Here is a 16,185-nt window from a genome sequence, read left to right as displayed (position 1 = left end):
GCTAACCGGGGAACCAAGATTCTATATAGGATGATTGAAATCCAAGATCTGATTGAATCCAAAATCAAAGGGGAGATTTCGGTGAAAAAGGTTACGGCATTGCTGTTAGTTGCGTTAATGACGGTTGTTATGCTTAGCGCCTGCGGGTCGAATAACTCGGACAATTCGAAGAACACGGGCAATACGGGCGGCAAAACCAGCACGAACAACAGCGGAACCAAAGCGAGCGGAGACAAAATTTACATCCCGATTATATCGAAGGGCTTCCAGCATCAATTCTGGCAGGCGGTAAAAGCCGGGGCGGAGAAAGCTGCCACGGAGTTCAACGTGGAGATCACCTTCGAAGGACCGGAGACCGAAGCACAGGTCGACAAACAGATCGAAATGCTTCAGGCCGCTCTCGACAAGAAGCCTAGCGCGATTGGTTTTGCCGCTCTCGACAGCCAAGCTTCCATTCCGCTCCTGCAAAAAGCGAAAGACGCAGGTATTCCGGTTATCGCCTTCGACTCCGGCGTAGACAGCGATATTCCGATCACAACCGCTTCAACCAATAACGTAGCCGCCGCTGCTCTCGCCGCCGACAAAATGGCGGAGTTAATCGGCGGAGAAGGCGAGATTGGCGTCATTGTGCATGACCAGACCTCCGTTACCGGCGTTGACCGCCGCGACGGCTTCGTGAACCGGATCAAAGAAAAATATCCGAATATTAAGATTGTCGACATTCAATACGGCGGCGGCGACCATCTGAAATCGACGGACCTCGCGAAAGCGATGATTCAGGCTCATCCGAATATTAAAGGGTTCTTTGGCTCTAACGAAGGCTCCGCGGTTGGCGTGATCAACGCCGTAACCGAGCTGAAGAAGGAAGGCCAAATTACCGTAATCGGCTTCGACTCGGGCAAAGCGCAAATCGACGCGATCAAGAGCGGCGTTATGGCCGGAGCCATTACGCAAAATCCGGTCGGCATCGGTTACGAGACGGTTAAGGCTGCCGTCGAAGCGATTCGCGGCGAGAAGGTAGAGTCCACCATCGATACGGGCTTCTATTACTACGATAAGTCCAATATCGACAGCGATGAAATTAAAGCGGTACTATATGAATAATCAGTAAAATAGTGGAACAAAATAGCAGTCGGGTGTCATATAAGATGACGCCGGCTGCTATTTTTTTGGGCGCATTTTTTGAAAAGACCTGAGGATTGTGTTACCCTAAAAAGAAAAGGTTGGAGGTCACGATGGCAAAAGAGCACAAAAAAATATCCGGTTTAGAGATTTTTAAAAGGGCCATTTTTATCACGATTGGTTCGGTATTAATGGGTGTTTCACTGGAATTATTCCTCGTACCAAATGATGTAATCGACGGTGGTATCACCGGTATCTCCATTATGGTATCCGAATTAACCCACTTGCCCCTTGGTCTATTCATCTTCATCCTGAACATTCCGTTCCTGTTCATCGGCTTCAAGCAGATCGGCAAAACGTTTGCCGTATCCACTCTCTACGGCATCGCCGTAATGTCGATTACCACGCAGCTGCTTCATCACGTACATGCCTTTACCGAAGAAAAACTGCTGGCCGTCCTGTTCGGCGGGATCATTCTAGGAGCGGGCGTTGGTCTGGTTATCCGGTTCGGCGGTTCCCTGGACGGCACGGAGATTCTTGCGATTCTGGCATCGAAAAAATTCGGCATGCCGGTCGGACAGATTATCATGATCGTCAACGTCTTTATCTTTATCCTCGCAGGATTTGTGTTTGAATGGAATTCCGCGATGTATTCGATGGTCACCTATTATCTCGCAACCAAGGTCATGGACATTGTTGTTGAAGGTATCGAGGAATCCAAATCCGTCACGATTATTTCCAGCGCGTACGAAGAAATCGCCGAGACGATTATGACGCGCCTGGGACGCAGCACGACTTATATCCAAGCACGCGGCGGTTACTCCAGGGAAGAAACGCAAATGGTTTATTGCGTGGTCAGCCGTCTGGAAGTGGCGAAGCTGAAAGCGATTGTTCACGATATTGATACAAGAGCGTTTATCGCGATTGAAAATGTTGCCGACGTACAAGGCGGCGGCTTTACGAAGAAAAGCATCCACTAAACGGATTAAAGCTTGTTTAGCAGATTAGTGAGCCGTTCCGGGTAATCGGTAATGATGCCTGCGACTCCCGCCTGGATCAGACGCTTCATCTCGGCCGGTTCATTGACCGTAAACACGTTATAGATAACGCCATGCTGGGCGGCTTCCGCAACCCAGTCCGGCAGCACGGCAAAATGCGAGGCATGCAGGGCGGATGCTCCAATCGACAAGGCGTATTTCCACGGACGGTATAAGCCTTCCATGTACAAGATGCCAGTCCGAATTTCCGGAGCCAGCCGCTTGCACTCGATAAGCGAATAATGATTAAAGCTGGAGAGGATCACCTGATTCTCCATGCCGCAAGCACGAACGGTTTCGATTACCTTTTGCTCCAATCCGGGGTAAGGTACGATGCCGTTTTTTAGTTCGATGTTGATGATCGTCCCGGTCCGTTTGGCGAGGTCCAGCAGCTGCTCCAGCGTCGGAATTCTTGCCTCCTTGAAATGCGGAGAGAACCAGCTCCCGGCATCCAGCTGCAGCAGATCATCGGACAACGTATCCGCAACAAGGCTGTTCAAGCCGGTTGTCCGCCTCGGCATTTCATCATGGATGAGCACCAGCTTGCCGTCCTTGGTCATCTGCACATCGGTCTCGATTCCCGTTGCGCCAAGCTCAATCGCCTTCTCGAAGGCGATCATCGTGTTCTCCGGATAATTGCCGGAAGCTCCCCGGTGCGCATAATTCACAAGCGTAGTCATAACCGTTCTTCCACTCCCATCTTCATCATAAAATTGAATTGATTTTACTTTACTTCCGATTTGTTTGCGGCATATTAATCTTAATGATGTTTATGCTCAAATTGCGGATTGCATACCCCTAGGGGGTATGATATGATAAGACTATGCCATACCCCCTGGAGGTATTTAAAGATGATTGAACAAGAGAAGACCGAGCATTGCCATTCGACCGAACCGGAACAACAAGGTGCCGAGCGGAAGAGCCATCATTCCGATAAAATGAAATCCAATCTCGTATCGCGCCTGAACCGGATTGAAGGTCAGATCCGCGGCGTTAAGGCAATGATTGAGAAGGATACGTATTGCGATGATGTGCTGAACCAGATTGCCGCGGTGCAGTCTGCGTTGAACGGTGTTGGGAAGCTTCTGCTGGAAGGTCATCTGAAAAGCTGCGTGATCGAGCGCATTCAGGCGGGAGAAAGTGAAGTTATTGACGAGCTGCTCGTTACCGTAAATAAATTAATGAAATAAGATCGGGAGGGATTTGTGTTATGGCAAATGTTACGTTGAAGGTTGAAGGCATGTCTTGCGGACATTGCGTAAGCGCGGTGGAGAAGGCCGTTACCGGAGCAGGGGCAAGCGGCTCCGTGGATTTGGCTGCGGGCAAAGTAACCGTCCAGTATGATGAGAAAAAGGTATCGCTTGATGCGATCAAGGAAGCGATTGAAGATCAAGGCTACGATGTCGTTTAACCGGCTATAAAAAGGCGCTGCCAACTCCGACGGAGTCAGGCAGCGCCTTTTTGTTAGTCTGGGATGAGCTGCCCTTACGTTGTACTTTATGCAGGATAATGGGGCATCTTGGTCGATGCAAGGTTCTACATTGCACGAAATGCAGCATATCGGTGCAAAACAGCCCACAATGGCTCCAATAGGGACAAATATCCTGCATTCTGTACAACATAACGCGCCCGTCTTACCTGGAATAGGCGAATATCCTGCAGTTTGTACAACGTGCGTTTTCTGGCATTTAAAAGCCCTCAAGCCCCTTATCCGCGCGGGATTGGGGGCTTTTTGCCCTCTCCCTGGGTGATTAGCTTATACCGGCTGTGGGTATATTGTTAGGGATAAATGGAAGGGGCGAATATCACGCATGATGCATAAACGCAATCGAAAAAATCGAAATCGCACGTTACATATCGGACTTATGGCCGTTCTTTTGTCGGCTGCCTATACATCCAGCCAAACGGGCTGGGCCGCATCCGGTTCCGCCGCAGCAGCTGCTGCGTCCGCATCCGGAGTAACCTTTAATCAAGCCGGCACGCGGCTAACGGGCGACACCGCCGCCGGTCATGAGCATCATCATGCTCATGAGAAAGGGCATAACCAGAGCGCTACCGTACAATGGAGCTTCTTGCCGCAGCAGCCTGAGGCCGGCAATAACGCAACTATTCAACTTAGCTTCAAGGATACGCACGGCCGTCCGGTTCAAAATTTCACTTTAAGCCATGAGAGGGAGATTCATCTCATTGCGGTCAGCAGCGATCTGAGCGAATTTCAGCATCTTCATCCGGTCGATGAAGGACAAGGGCAATTTACGGTCGATACCGTCTTTCCGAAAGGCGGGGCCTATCAGCTCTACGCGGATTTTGTCCCCGCCGGAGGAACTCATCAGGTTGCTCAGGCAGAGGTGACGGTAGGGGGCAAAACAGCTGCCGCCGTTCCGCTTGTACCGGACAAGAAGCTTGTTGAGACGGCCCAGAATACCGTCGTATCGCTGCAAACCGGCGAGCTGCACGCGGGTAAGGCAACGCCGCTCGCTTTCTCCTTCAAGGATGAGGCAACAGGCGAACCGGCGGGGGATATGGAGCCTTACCTCGGCGCGGCCGGCCATGTGGTTATCGTCAGCTCCGATCTTAAGCATTATTTGCATGTTCATCCGAAGGAAGGGCAGACGGCGGGACCGGAAGCTTTATTCGAGACGACCTTCCCTGCTCCGGGGCTTTACAAGGTATGGGGCCAGTTCCAGCGCCACGGCGATATATTTACCGCTTCCTATACGATTAAAGTCGGCGAATAAGCATAGCAGCCCTTGTCCTTGCGCAACCTAGGTCAATAATGGAAGCGAAGGGATGGTCTAGTGAACCATGAATGATAAGGTTATTTCGATTCTCGAAGGGAAAATCCGGCATATCGACAGCGAGGACGGGGAGATTTATTTGGTTGGCCCCATTAAGCTGCCGGTTAATCTGGATGATCAAACGGCTATATTTCATTGGTATTGCTGGCTGTTATGCAAGGAGGAAGTGGACAAGCTCGAGGATATTATAGATAAGCTGTCCGGCGCCAATCTTGCGGAGATGCAGCAGTCGAGCGTGCTTGTCTATGGGGATTTCGAGCATGCGGACGATGCTTTCATCCGGATGCACAGCATCTGCCATACGGGAGACATATTCGGCAGCAAGCGCTGCGACTGCGGTTACCAGCTGCATCAGTCGATGAAGATGATCGTGGCGCATGGGACGGGAGCGCTCTTTTACCTAGCGAATCATGAAGGGCGCGGTATCGGGCTGTTCAGCAAAGCGATGGCTTATTTGCTTCAGGAGCAGGGCTACGATACCGTAGAGGCGAATCTTAACCTCGGGTTTGTGGATGATGCGCGCAACTACGGCGATGCAATCCGGGTACTGCGCTCCTTACGGCCGAAGGATAAGCCAGTTACGCTTATTACGAACAACCCTCGCAAGCTGGATGCGCTGCGCAATGCCGGGCTTGACGTGGCAGACCGGATTCCGCTCTGGGGAGACGTGTCGGAGTATAACGAAAAATATTTGCAGACGAAGATCAACCGTTCGGGTCATCTCGTCAGCGGTTGTCCGGAGCAGTAGCGGCATTCCATATAATGAGTACGTCACATCTCTATAACTCCTGTGATATAATTCAAGAAAAAGCGCAGGAAGCGGTGAGGTCGCGTGACTTGGCAGACGAATCGGGACGGGGAAGTGCCTGAAGTCATTCATGAAATCATACTTGAAAGCTTTCGGCTTGCCTTTCAGCTGTTAGGCACGCATTGGCGCACCGTCGGAAAAGGCTGGTCCTACAAGGAGCATCAGCATCCGCTGCTGGAGCTCAATATCGTGCTTCAGGGGAGCCAGTCAACCGTGATCACCGGCAAGGAATACATCCAGCGGGCAGGGGATCTGCTGCTGATCCGGCCGGATGAGGTTCATCACAGCCGTAACGCTTCGGATGAAGCGATGACTTATTTTTCGATGCACCTGGATGTGGACGACCCGGATTTGTTTGGCTTGCTGAGCCGGATCGAGCAGCATTTGTTCCGGGCGGAATCGCCTACCATGCAGCAGCTGATGCCTCATATTGAAGAATTAATGGAGATCTGTTCGGGCGAGCCGGAAAGCGATATCGCCAGGCGGCTGGATATCCGGGTGAAGGTCATGCAGATCCTGCTGATTCTAACAATGGAAGCAAGAAGCCTGACGCAGCCCTATTCCGGAAGCGCCGGAAGGCCTCAAGGCGAATCTTCCGTTCCCTTATTGCGCCACCGCGAGCAGAGCTCCCTGGAGAAGAAGGTTCAGACCTTGTTCTCCGAGCCGTATATGCGCGATCTTCAGAGGGATGAGGCAACCCTGCCTTCCTTCCGCTGGGTGGGAGTGTTTACGTTTCAAATGGAGGACAAACCGTTCTGGCAATCGACCGACCGTTTCTGGATGAAGGAACAGCTGACCGAGGATATGAAGGAGCTTGGGACAGTCGTTGTTATCGATGATCCTCCTTTTATGAATGCAGCCGTTCTGACCTCGAGGCATGCGGTTCCGAATATGGAAGAGATCGTGCTCAAGAAAAAAAGAGAACTTGAAGAGCGGCTAGGCATTCCGATCAAGCTGGGCTTTGGCGGGATTACCGCGGCGGTGTCGGAGCTGCGTTCCTTGTACCTGAACAGTCTGCGGCAGCTGGGGCATACGGAGGAAACGGACGGAAAGCTGCTCCGTTACGAGTTCGTGAGCCGCATTATCCGTTCCGCGATGCAGATTATGGAGGCCGAGTACGGGGACAAAGGGCTGTCTCTCGTCAGCCTGGCGAAGCGGCTTGGCGTGACGCCCAATTATTTAAGCAATCAGTTCAGCTCGCAGACCGGCGCTACTTTTACTCACCATCTGACGAGCATTCGGATACATGAGGCCATCCGGCTTATGAGAGAGACGAATTTGAAAATCTATCAGGTGGGCGAGCTGGTCGGTTATGCCGATCATACCTACTTCAGCCGTTTATTCAAATTGACGGTGGGGGTCAGCCCCGCGAAATACCGTTTGTCCGAGCAGTCATTTTAACCGATTCGGGCAAATGCCTCAGTACCCCGGGGAACCGGGGTTTTGCAATTTTGTTGCAAAATGAATCGTAAACGCTTACATTTTATCTTAAGATAATCCAATAAATCTTAACTTTTTAACATTGCTGATGGTGTAACCCTATGTGACACTGAGGGTAGGTATTGACGACGAAGATAAACGTCTGAAAGGTGGTGCTCGCATGTACAACGTACTTGTTGTAGATGATGAACCGTTTATGCTGGAGGGCTGGAGAACCATGGTCGATTGGGAATCGCATGGGTTCCGGCTTTGCTGGGCGGTTTCGGACGGCAGGGAAGCGCTTGAGGTTATGGAGCGGGAAGTGCCCGATCTTGTATTTACCGATCTGCAGATGCCGGTTATGGATGGGCTTGAGCTGATCCGGCAAATGAAGCAAAGCCAAGGGCTGAAAGAGATAAAAACGGTGATTGTGAGCGGGTATTCGCGGTTTGACGCCGCGCAGTTTGCGATCCGTCATCAGATAGAGCAGTACCTGTTAAAGCCGCTTATCGAAGAAGAAATACATGAATTGCTCGATTCGCTTCGGTTAGACATGGACCAGCGGAACAGCATGGAGGCATCGGCGAGCGAATCGTTATCCATCGTATTTGCCAGAGCGCTGCAGGAGGAGAGCGAGGAGGCTCGGACAGCCTTGACCTCCCGTCTGGGCTGCTTGGCGGAGGCAACGGGGAGACTGATTGTTTTGGACGCAAAGGCTGGAAAGCCCGGGCCGACTATGGAAGAAGTGGAAGCTGAATTGTCAGGGCTGCCGGCCGGCTTCGGATGCATGGAGGAGCCATCGGGTTCAATTGGGCTGCTGGTATGGTCCCCGCAGCAGGATGGACAGGAAGAGGGATTAGACGCGGGCATTAGGCGGATGGTGGAGAGGCTTTCCGGCCGGTGGCCTTCGTGCTCGATTTATGTTAGTGGGGAAACGCGGGGCTGGCGGCATCTGAGACAGCTGAATACGCAGCTTCAGGAGCTCCGAAGCAGAGGCTTGTATAATAAGGGACGGGCGGGTGTCTTTTGGTATGAGCACAGGGATGAACAGACGCATTGGCGGTGGGAGGATGCGGCAAGCCGGGCAGAGGCTTTATTAGCGGCGGTAGAACGTAACGATTTTTCCGCAATTGAAGAGGCTGCCACCGCACTCGTTGAGTTTGTTGAAGGAACCCATAAACCGGCAAGCAGCTTGACGGCAACTCTCTCGTATCTGCAGGGCGGACTGCTTCGCGCTTATCATAAAGCCGGCGGGGATCCGGCCAATCCGCCGGAATGGATTCTGCCTCCATACGGCCTGCTGGGGAATGTGCGGGAACAGTTGTCGGCAGCGTGCCTGCAGGCAGCCGGGCAGATCGACGAGCTGAACAGCAAGAGGCCGGAAGGCCGGCTCCAGGAGGCCGTTGCCTTCGTAACCGATCATTACCGGGAGAAGCTGCAGTTGAAGGACCTTGCGGAGCTGTTCCGCCTGAACCCGGTCTATATGGGCCAGCAGTTCAAGAGGGTAACCGGCTATTGCTTTAACGACTATATGCATCTTCTGAGGATTAAGGAAGCGAAGAAGCTGCTGCTTCGAACGGATCTGAAGGTGTCCACCATTGCGAACGAGCTTGGCTATCACAGCACGGAATACTTCGGCTCCGTCTTCAAGTCCCTGACGAAAGTATCGCCATCGGCTTATAAATCAAACCAAAAAGGGGATTGTCTTGAGTGAAGAACAGGCTGTTTTCGAATAAAATCAACGATATTCCCCTAAACCTGAAGTTTCTAATGATTTACTTGTTATGCATCCTCATTCCCATTATCGGCATCAACGTTTTTTTCTACCAGCAGAACTCGGACAATATCCGGATTCGCGAACAGGAGAACCTTCGCAAATCGATGGACCGGGCCGCGGCGGAGCTTCACAGCATGATTGACGAAAGCGTTGCGGTGAGTCATTCCATCGAAGGCGACGATTCCCTGAACGAGGTGCTCGACAAAACCTACGACAGCCCTGTCTCCTCTTACGAGAGCTATGACAGCGTTCTCCGCAATAAGCTGAAGCGTTACATGCCGGTGTACCCGAACATTTTGGAAATCCGGATTTATACGTACAACCATACCATTCAGACCGGCAACAATTATTACGTCATTAATACCCCGGAAGAAAAAAGTCCTTGGCTGGGGCCATTGTTAAGCCAGCCGGGTCATGCTTTTCGCGTCATTGCTTATTCCGAGGCGTCGGGAACTACGGGCCCGGCAAAGAAAATAAGCGTCATCAGCGACATGGATCAAGGCTTTAGCATTGTAAAGCCGCAATACCGCAAATTTCTAAGGATCGATTTGAACGTGGATAAAATCTACGATATTTTGAGCAGGGAAAGCGACAGCCTGCAGCTGGAGCTGGTAAACGAGCAGAATCAGGTTGTGGCGGAATCGGGCGGACGCGGCAAGTCGGTTTATGATGCCGATATGTCGGATTGGGCAAAGGGAGACGTTTTTGTATCCAAGCTGGGCACAGTCAGTTACGTGCAAGGATGGAAATTGGTTGGCAGGGCTAACAACGACCGGATTACGACTCTTCTGGATGAGGCGCGGCGTTCCATCCTGTGGCTAGCGGTCATAAGCACGCTTATTCCTTCGCTGTTAATATTCGTTATGCTCCGTTCTTACCATTATCGGATCAAGAAGTTGGCCCGGCATATGGACCGCGTGCGCAATGAGCGGTTCGATCAGGTCACTCTCCCGGAAGGAAAAGACGAGATTGGCGGACTTATTAACACCTACAATATGATGACCAGGAAAATCAATACGTTGATTAACGACGTCTACAAACTCGAGATTCATCAGAAAAGCCTGGAGGTCGAGCGGGTGCGAATGGAGATGAATATGCTTCAGAGCCAGATGAATCCGCATTTCCTGTTCAATACTTTAAATGCCCTTCTTGTTGTGGCGACGAAAAACGGTTACAAGGATGTGACCGAAATTATAAAAAGCCTCTCGCTTCTTCTACGGAGGCTGCTCCGGCGGGCAGATGATCTGGTACCGCTGAAGGAGGAGCTGCAGTTCACCTTGATGTACCTGCAGATTGAGAAATTCCGTTTCGGCGATCGGTTTGATTATGTTGTTGATATTGATCCGCTTGCGAATGACGTCCGGGTACCGATCATGAGCATTCAGCCGCTGGCGGAGAATGCCTGCAAGCACGGACTGCAGGCGATTAAAGGCGGAGGAGCCGTCAGAATCGAGGCTCGCATGTCCGAACGGGGGTTAACGGTCTCCGTAGCCGATAACGGAATCGGCATGGAGCAGGAGGCACTGGACCGGATTCAGCAGGCGGTCCGTTCGGAGCATGCGATGGAAGGACATGTCGGACTTCGCAACGTGTACCGCAGGCTGGAGCTTTTTTACCATGAAAGCGTACAGTTCCGGATGATGAACGGCCCGGAGGGCGGGCTGACCGTGAGCTATCAAATACCTCTTCACCAGCTTGAGAATAACCAGACAAAGCCGGGCACGGCTTCGTAATTGGAAAGGGGGAGCAGTATGTACCGTGTTTTGCTCGTTGATGATGAGCCGTTTGCAATAGAGGGTCTTCAATTATTAATCGATTGGAAGAAGAATGGATTCGAGGTGGAATCGGTCTGCGGAGACGGCGAAGAAGCAGCCCGCCTGATCCGGGAATCCAAGCCCGATTTAGTCGTTACGGATATTCGCATGCCGATCATGGACGGACTGGAGCTTATTTCCCAGATGAGGCTGGAGGGCCATAAACAGACTAAATTCGTCGTTATGAGCGGCTACAGCGATTTCGAGTATGCAAGGCGCGCTTTGCAGCTGGGCGTCTCGCATTATTTGACCAAACCGATTATGAGCGATGAAGCCGATGAAGTGCTGGAATGTTTGAACAAAACATTGGAGGAAGAGACCCGCAAACAGAAGGTTGTCCGCTATACGGAGCGCTGCGCGCAGAGACGCGCGTTAACCGCATTGCTTCGCGGCGAGGAACTTTCCGATGCTGACCAAACTTCCATTAAACGCATCTCCGCAGAGGCTGCCGGATGGGTATACATGCGTGTTGCAGTGGACGAATCGGAATTAACATCCGCGGTGGAAGAGGTTGAGAAACTGCTTGAGAAGGGGCAAGTCGAAGGAGGAGCCGGAGGCTGCATATTGGATCAGGAGCTGACCTCTTTCGGGATGGCCTGTATACTTCGGGACGATAGCAAGTCGGCTATGCAGGATGCGGCAGAGCTTCTTTACAAAGCGCTCCGGGGATCGATTCGCGGAAGCCTCAGCATGGTAGTCGGCAGTCTGGTGAAGGAGCCGGAGCAGCTTGGAAGCTCTTACCGGCACGCCGAGGAAGCGGGTGCTTATCTCTTTTATGACCGTAGAGAGAGACCTCTCTACTATGACGAGATTAAGGAGCAGGGCTTTGGCTATGATTCGCATCTATGGGAGGCAGCCGAAAAAATCATTGAGGCCGTTGAAACCAATGATGAAGAGAGGATTGTAGAGCGCCTGCAGCAGATCTTTGATCATTTCGCCGATAAAAGAACGATGCCTTCCTTGATCTCCGCCTTTTCTACCCACATTATGGTGCAGTGCTCCGGCATTTACAAAGAGCTTGGCGGGGACGCGGACCAGATGCTTGAGAAGACCGGGTATCCGCTTGTTGGGGCGAATGAGCATTCTTTGATGAAGCTGCATGCGTTTTTGCTGAGCTTTTGCCTAATGTGCCGTGAAGAATTGTCATTGTGCCGAAGCCGGCAGCAGGGAGGAACTATTGCCAAGGTAGAGGAATATTTGCGCCAGCACTACTGCGAATCCGTTACGGTGAAGGAGATAGGGGAAATCTTTTATATGAATCCGGTTTACCTGGGGCAGGCTTTTACCAGAAAATACGGCGTCAGCATTCATGAATATATTCATCAACTGCGGATGAACGATGCGAAGAAACTGCTCCATAACCAGGATATTTCGGGGTCAGCACTGGCGGAGAGGCTTGGTTATTGCAGCTATCAACATTTCCTGAAGCAATTCGAGAAACGCTTCGGCATGAAGCTTGCCGAGTATAAAAAAACAATACCCCACCTTAAATCGTAGGGGTATAATGCTTAACTCTGATTATGATGTAAACGCATTCAAATGCTTCATAATGTAGAGGTAAGCACACAATCCGTAGGAGGAGAAGCAAATGGGGGTTAAAGCAAAAAAGCCATTGTTGACAACTATGGCAGTCGCGGTTGCCTTGAGTTTAACGGTTGCAGCGTGCAGTAATGGCAATAACGGTGGCAAAAATAGTAACAGCGATGCGTCCGCTGCGCCATCTGCATCTGCGAACGCAGGCAATTCGGGCACAAATGCAACGGATGAGGCATTGAAGCCAATCGAGATCTCCGCTTTTATCGGGGCTCCTGGCCAATCGCCAACACCGGACAACAAGCTGTTCAAAAAAATTAAAGAAGATCTGGGCATTACGTTTAAGACGGAATTCCTGGTAGGCGACCTTGAGCAAAAGCTTGGCGTTATGATTGCCGGCGGCGACTATCCTGATTTGATTACCGCGGACCCTAAGCTTGTATCGGCGGGTGCTGTTATTCCGCTTGAAGATCTTATTGAGCAGTATGCTCCAAAGCTGAAAGAGCATTACGCGAAATACTGGAACCGGATGAAGGATCCTTCCGACGGCCACATTTACTGGCTGCCTAACTACGGCGCGTATCAAGGCAATGTGAACGAAACGTTCTACAGCGGTCCAGCCTTCTGGATTCAAAAAGCCGTACTGAAGGAATTCGGTTATCCTAAACTCCAAACTCTTGATGATTATATGAAGCTGATCCGCGAATATCAGGCGAAATATCCTGAAATCGACGGTCAGAAAACAATCGGCTTTACGACACTCGCGTCCGACTGGCGGACATTCGGCCTGCTGAATGCGCCTGAGCATCTGACAGGACATCCAAACGACGGCGGCGTTGTTGTAGACAATGGCGTGGCAAGCGTTTTCGCGACACAGGATATTTCGAAAACCTACTATAAAGAATTGAATGGCCTGTACAACGAAGGGCTGATGGATAAAGAAGCTTTCACTCAAAACTATGACCAGTATCTGGCGAAGCTGACTCAAGGCAATGTCCTTGGTATGTTCGACCAGCACTGGAACTTCCAAACCGCGGAAGATTCCCTGAATACGCAAGGCAAGTCCGACCGCACTTACGTAGGCTTCCCGCTTGTTTATGACACAAGCACTAAGGACTACTACCGCGACCGCGCCGTTATCAACTTGAACAACGGCTTTGGTATTTCGGTAGACGCGAAGGATCCGAAACGCATTATTCAAGCGCTTGAACAGCTGATGGATGAGAAATACCAGAAGATGTTCACTTGGGGCGAAGAAGGCGTTGACTATCAAGTTGGCGCAGACGGCAAATATACCAGAACGCCTGAGCAACGCAAAAACTACGAGGATCCGGCTTGGAAGCTTGCTAACCTCGGAGACGGCATTTACGGATACCTGCCTAAGATTGAAGGTACTTTGAGCGACGGCAATGCAACATCGCCGGGCGGAGACCCTGTAGAATTCTATGACAGCTTGAAAGATGTCGACAAAGAAGTTCTGAATGCTTACGGCCACAAAACATGGACGGAATTCTTCTCGATGCCGCCGGATAACCCGGTTTACTACCCGGCTTGGCAGATCGACCTGATTGACGGCTCCGATGCTTCGATTGCCAACAAGAAAATGACGGATGCTTCGCTGAAATTCCTGCCTAGAGCGATTATGTCGAAACCTGATCAATTCGATAAAGTATGGCAGGATTACGTAAACGAGTATAAGAAAATCAACGTAAAAGCTTACGAGGACCGCATTAACGAACAAATTCAATGGCGTATTAAAAATTGGAGCACCAATTAATGTAAGGCAGCAGAAAGCGGAAGGGATGAAGCAGACTGCCTCAGCCCTTCCGCTTTATCTTTGGAGCGGAGGAAGGAAGAGAGATGGCGAAACCTGTAGATACTATAGCTGTAGAGGCTGCTATCCAGCCTAAGAAGACCCGCAAATCCAAGCGGTTCAAAAACCAGGGTCAGCTTATGTGGATGTCGCTGCCCGTACTCATTTATGTCATGCTCTTCTCGTATTACCCGATTTGGGGCTGGACAATGGCTTTCCAGAATTACAAGCCGGCAAAATCTTTCGGCGAGCAAGAGTGGGTTGGCTTAAAGCAGTTTAAATTCTTGTTTACCGATGACAGTTTCTTGCGCGTTTTGCGTAATACGATTGGCATGAGTGCCATTAACATGGTATTAGGCTTCGTAACGGCCATTGTTTTCGCGATTCTGTTAAACGAAGTGAAGAACAAGCTGTTTAAACGTTCGATTCAAACGATTTCGTATTTGCCGCATTTTCTATCGTGGATTATCGTAACTGGAATTGTTGCAACTTCGCTGTCCGTGGATGGCGGTATCGTCAATGAAGTATTGATGAAGCTTGGGATTATTCACGAGCCTATCATGTGGCTTAGTGAGCCTAAATATTTCTGGGGCATTGTTGGCGCATCGCATGTATGGAAAGAAGTCGGTTGGAATGCAATCATCTATCTGGCGGCGATTACCTCGATTGATCCATCCCTGTATGAGGCGGCGGAGATTGACGGGGCTAACCGTTACCATAAGATGTGGTATATAACGCTGCCAGGCATCAAGTCCATCGTTATTATTTTGCTCATCATGAACCTGGGCTGGATTCTGGAAGCTGGCTTTGAAGTGCAATATTTGCTTGGCAATGGCGTTGTAGTCGATTGGTCGGAGACCATAGATATATTCGTACTGAAATACGGACTCAAGCAGGGCAACTATTCGCTTGCAACCGCAGCAGGTATATTCAAGACGGTTGTCAGCATCACGCTTATCTACGCCGCCAATACGATAGCGAAGCGATTCGGCGAAGAAAGGCTTATTTGATAAGGAGGGGATTACAATGAGAAAAAGAACACTTCAGCTTGAGCCGGCGATTTTTGGTACAGTCAATGCCATCATCATGATATTGCTGGCCGTAGTTACGCTCTACCCCTTCTTGAATACGCTAGCCGTATCCTTTAATGCGGGGCTTGATACGATTCGGGGCGGTATTTACGTCTGGCCGCGGGAATGGACGCTTCAGAACTATAAGGCGGTATTTGTTACAGGCACCGTATTTAATGCCTTCTTTATCTCGATCGCGCGTACCGTTCTGGCAACCGTGCTCAGCTTGTTCCTTACGACGATGCTGGCCTATACGGTAAGCCGGAAGGAATATGCTTTCCGTAAGCCAATCACGATTATTATCGTAATGACGATGTACTTTAACGCGGGTCTGATTCCGTATTACTTCTTGGTTAAGGACCTTCACCTTCTCAATAACTTCCTGGTGTACATCGTTCCTGGCCTGGTCAGCGCTTTTAACATGATCGTCATCCGCACGTATATCGGTACGTTGTCGGAGAGCCTGATCGAGTCGGCAAAAGTAGACGGTGCTGGCGACTTCCGCATCTTCCTGCAGGTCATTCTGCCGCTCTGCCAGCCGGTACTCGCAACGGTGGCTTTGTTCGTAGCGGTAGGACAGTGGAACTCTTGGTTCGATACGTTCCTGTTCACCTCTTCCAAGCAGGAGCTCAGCACGCTTCAGTATGAGCTGATGAAGCTTCTCTCGTCGGCGATGAACTCCAACAGTAATCCGGCGCTGCAAAACGGCGGCGATGCCAGCGCGGCAAAAGCAATGGTTACGCCTCTGTCGATCCGCGCTGCCATTACAATCGTCGCATCCTTGCCGATTCTCGTTGTTTATCCGTTCCTGCAGAAATACTTCGTTGTCGGCATGCAGCTCGGCGGCGTAAAAGAATAACCAAACGACAGAAAGACCATCCTAAGGGGCAATGCCCTAAAGGGTGGTCTTTTTTGTCGTGGTTTGGAAGGCGGATATTCAGCCTTCCGATTTAAGCTAAGCAGTCAGGGTAAGCTGACTGCCGACACGTCTCCA

The 16,185-nt window shown here is 50.8% G+C and carries 14 protein-coding genes; 13 read left to right on the top strand and 1 reads right to left on the bottom strand.

Translation table 11 applies throughout. The annotated features are described in order from the left end of the window. Window positions 1-81: 81 nt before the first annotated feature. On the top strand, window positions 82-1,104 hold the full coding sequence (locus tag PGL01S_RS14775; RefSeq protein WP_127495435.1) for an ABC transporter substrate-binding protein: 1,023 nt from the start codon (window positions 82-84) through the stop codon (window positions 1,102-1,104). Window positions 1,105-1,235: 131 nt separating this feature from the next. Continuing rightward, on the top strand, window positions 1,236-2,102 hold the full coding sequence (locus tag PGL01S_RS14770; RefSeq protein ID WP_127495382.1) for a YitT family protein: 867 nt from the start codon (window positions 1,236-1,238) through the stop codon (window positions 2,100-2,102). 5 nt (window positions 2,103-2,107) lie between these two features. Here the strand turns inward: PGL01S_RS14770 and PGL01S_RS14765 are convergent, their stop codons facing one another. Next, window positions 2,108-2,839: a glycerophosphodiester phosphodiesterase gene (locus tag PGL01S_RS14765; RefSeq protein WP_127495381.1), complete on the bottom strand. Its 732-nt coding sequence runs from the start codon at window positions 2,837-2,839 to the stop codon at window positions 2,108-2,110. Between the two features lie 171 nt (window positions 2,840-3,010). Between PGL01S_RS14765 and PGL01S_RS14760 the strand changes: the two genes are divergently transcribed. The 11 genes from PGL01S_RS14760 to PGL01S_RS14710 all read left to right on the top strand — a co-directional run bounded on the left by PGL01S_RS14760 (window position 3,011) and on the right by PGL01S_RS14710 (window position 16,050). After that, entirely contained in the window at window positions 3,011-3,349 is a 339-nt protein-coding gene (locus tag PGL01S_RS14760) for a metal-sensitive transcriptional regulator (RefSeq protein ID WP_127495380.1), read from the top strand. Between the two features lie 20 nt (window positions 3,350-3,369). Further along, on the top strand, window positions 3,370-3,570 hold the full coding sequence (locus tag PGL01S_RS14755) for a copper ion binding protein (RefSeq protein WP_127495379.1): 201 nt from the start codon (window positions 3,370-3,372) through the stop codon (window positions 3,568-3,570). A 400-nt stretch (window positions 3,571-3,970) separates the two neighbouring features. Beyond that, a complete protein-coding gene (locus tag PGL01S_RS14750) occupies window positions 3,971-4,897 on the top strand; it encodes a DUF8832 domain-containing protein (protein ID WP_127495378.1) in 927 nt (308 codons plus the stop codon). Between the two features lie 67 nt (window positions 4,898-4,964). Then, window positions 4,965-5,705 carry a GTP cyclohydrolase II gene (locus PGL01S_RS14745; protein ID WP_127495377.1) on the top strand — a complete coding sequence of 247 codons (741 nt, stop codon included), beginning with the start codon at window positions 4,965-4,967 and terminating at the stop codon, window positions 5,703-5,705. Between the two features lie 84 nt (window positions 5,706-5,789). Beyond that, window positions 5,790-7,166 carry an AraC family transcriptional regulator gene (locus PGL01S_RS14740; RefSeq protein WP_127495376.1) on the top strand — a complete coding sequence of 459 codons (1,377 nt, stop codon included), beginning with the start codon at window positions 5,790-5,792 and terminating at the stop codon, window positions 7,164-7,166. 199 nt (window positions 7,167-7,365) lie between these two features. After that, entirely contained in the window at window positions 7,366-8,898 is a 1,533-nt protein-coding gene (locus PGL01S_RS14735) for a response regulator (protein ID WP_127495375.1), read from the top strand. Continuing rightward, window positions 8,895-10,694, top strand: a complete 1,800-nt coding sequence (locus tag PGL01S_RS14730) for a sensor histidine kinase (RefSeq protein WP_127495374.1) — start codon at window positions 8,895-8,897, stop codon at window positions 10,692-10,694. The genes PGL01S_RS14735 and PGL01S_RS14730 overlap by 4 nt, the downstream gene beginning before the upstream one ends. 18 nt (window positions 10,695-10,712) lie before the next feature. After that, on the top strand, window positions 10,713-12,272 hold the full coding sequence (locus tag PGL01S_RS14725; protein ID WP_127495373.1) for a response regulator transcription factor: 1,560 nt from the start codon (window positions 10,713-10,715) through the stop codon (window positions 12,270-12,272). A gap of 91 nt (window positions 12,273-12,363) precedes the next feature. After that, window positions 12,364-14,085, top strand: coding sequence for an ABC transporter substrate-binding protein (locus PGL01S_RS14720; RefSeq protein ID WP_127495372.1), 1,722 nt, complete (start codon window positions 12,364-12,366; stop codon window positions 14,083-14,085). Window positions 14,086-14,168: 83 nt separating this feature from the next. Beyond that, window positions 14,169-15,131, top strand: coding sequence for an ABC transporter permease (locus PGL01S_RS14715; protein ID WP_127495371.1), 963 nt, complete (start codon window positions 14,169-14,171; stop codon window positions 15,129-15,131). 16 nt (window positions 15,132-15,147) lie between these two features. Continuing rightward, window positions 15,148-16,050: a carbohydrate ABC transporter permease gene (locus tag PGL01S_RS14710; protein ID WP_127495370.1), complete on the top strand. Its 903-nt coding sequence runs from the start codon at window positions 15,148-15,150 to the stop codon at window positions 16,048-16,050. Window positions 16,051-16,185 lie beyond the last annotated feature (135 nt).

Source organism: Paenibacillus glycanilyticus NBRC 16618 (genome assembly GCF_004000805.1).
In the GTDB taxonomy this organism is placed as follows: domain Bacteria; phylum Bacillota; class Bacilli; order Paenibacillales; family Paenibacillaceae; genus Pristimantibacillus; species Pristimantibacillus glycanilyticus.
This window is presented reverse-complemented; position numbering and strand designations above follow the sequence as displayed.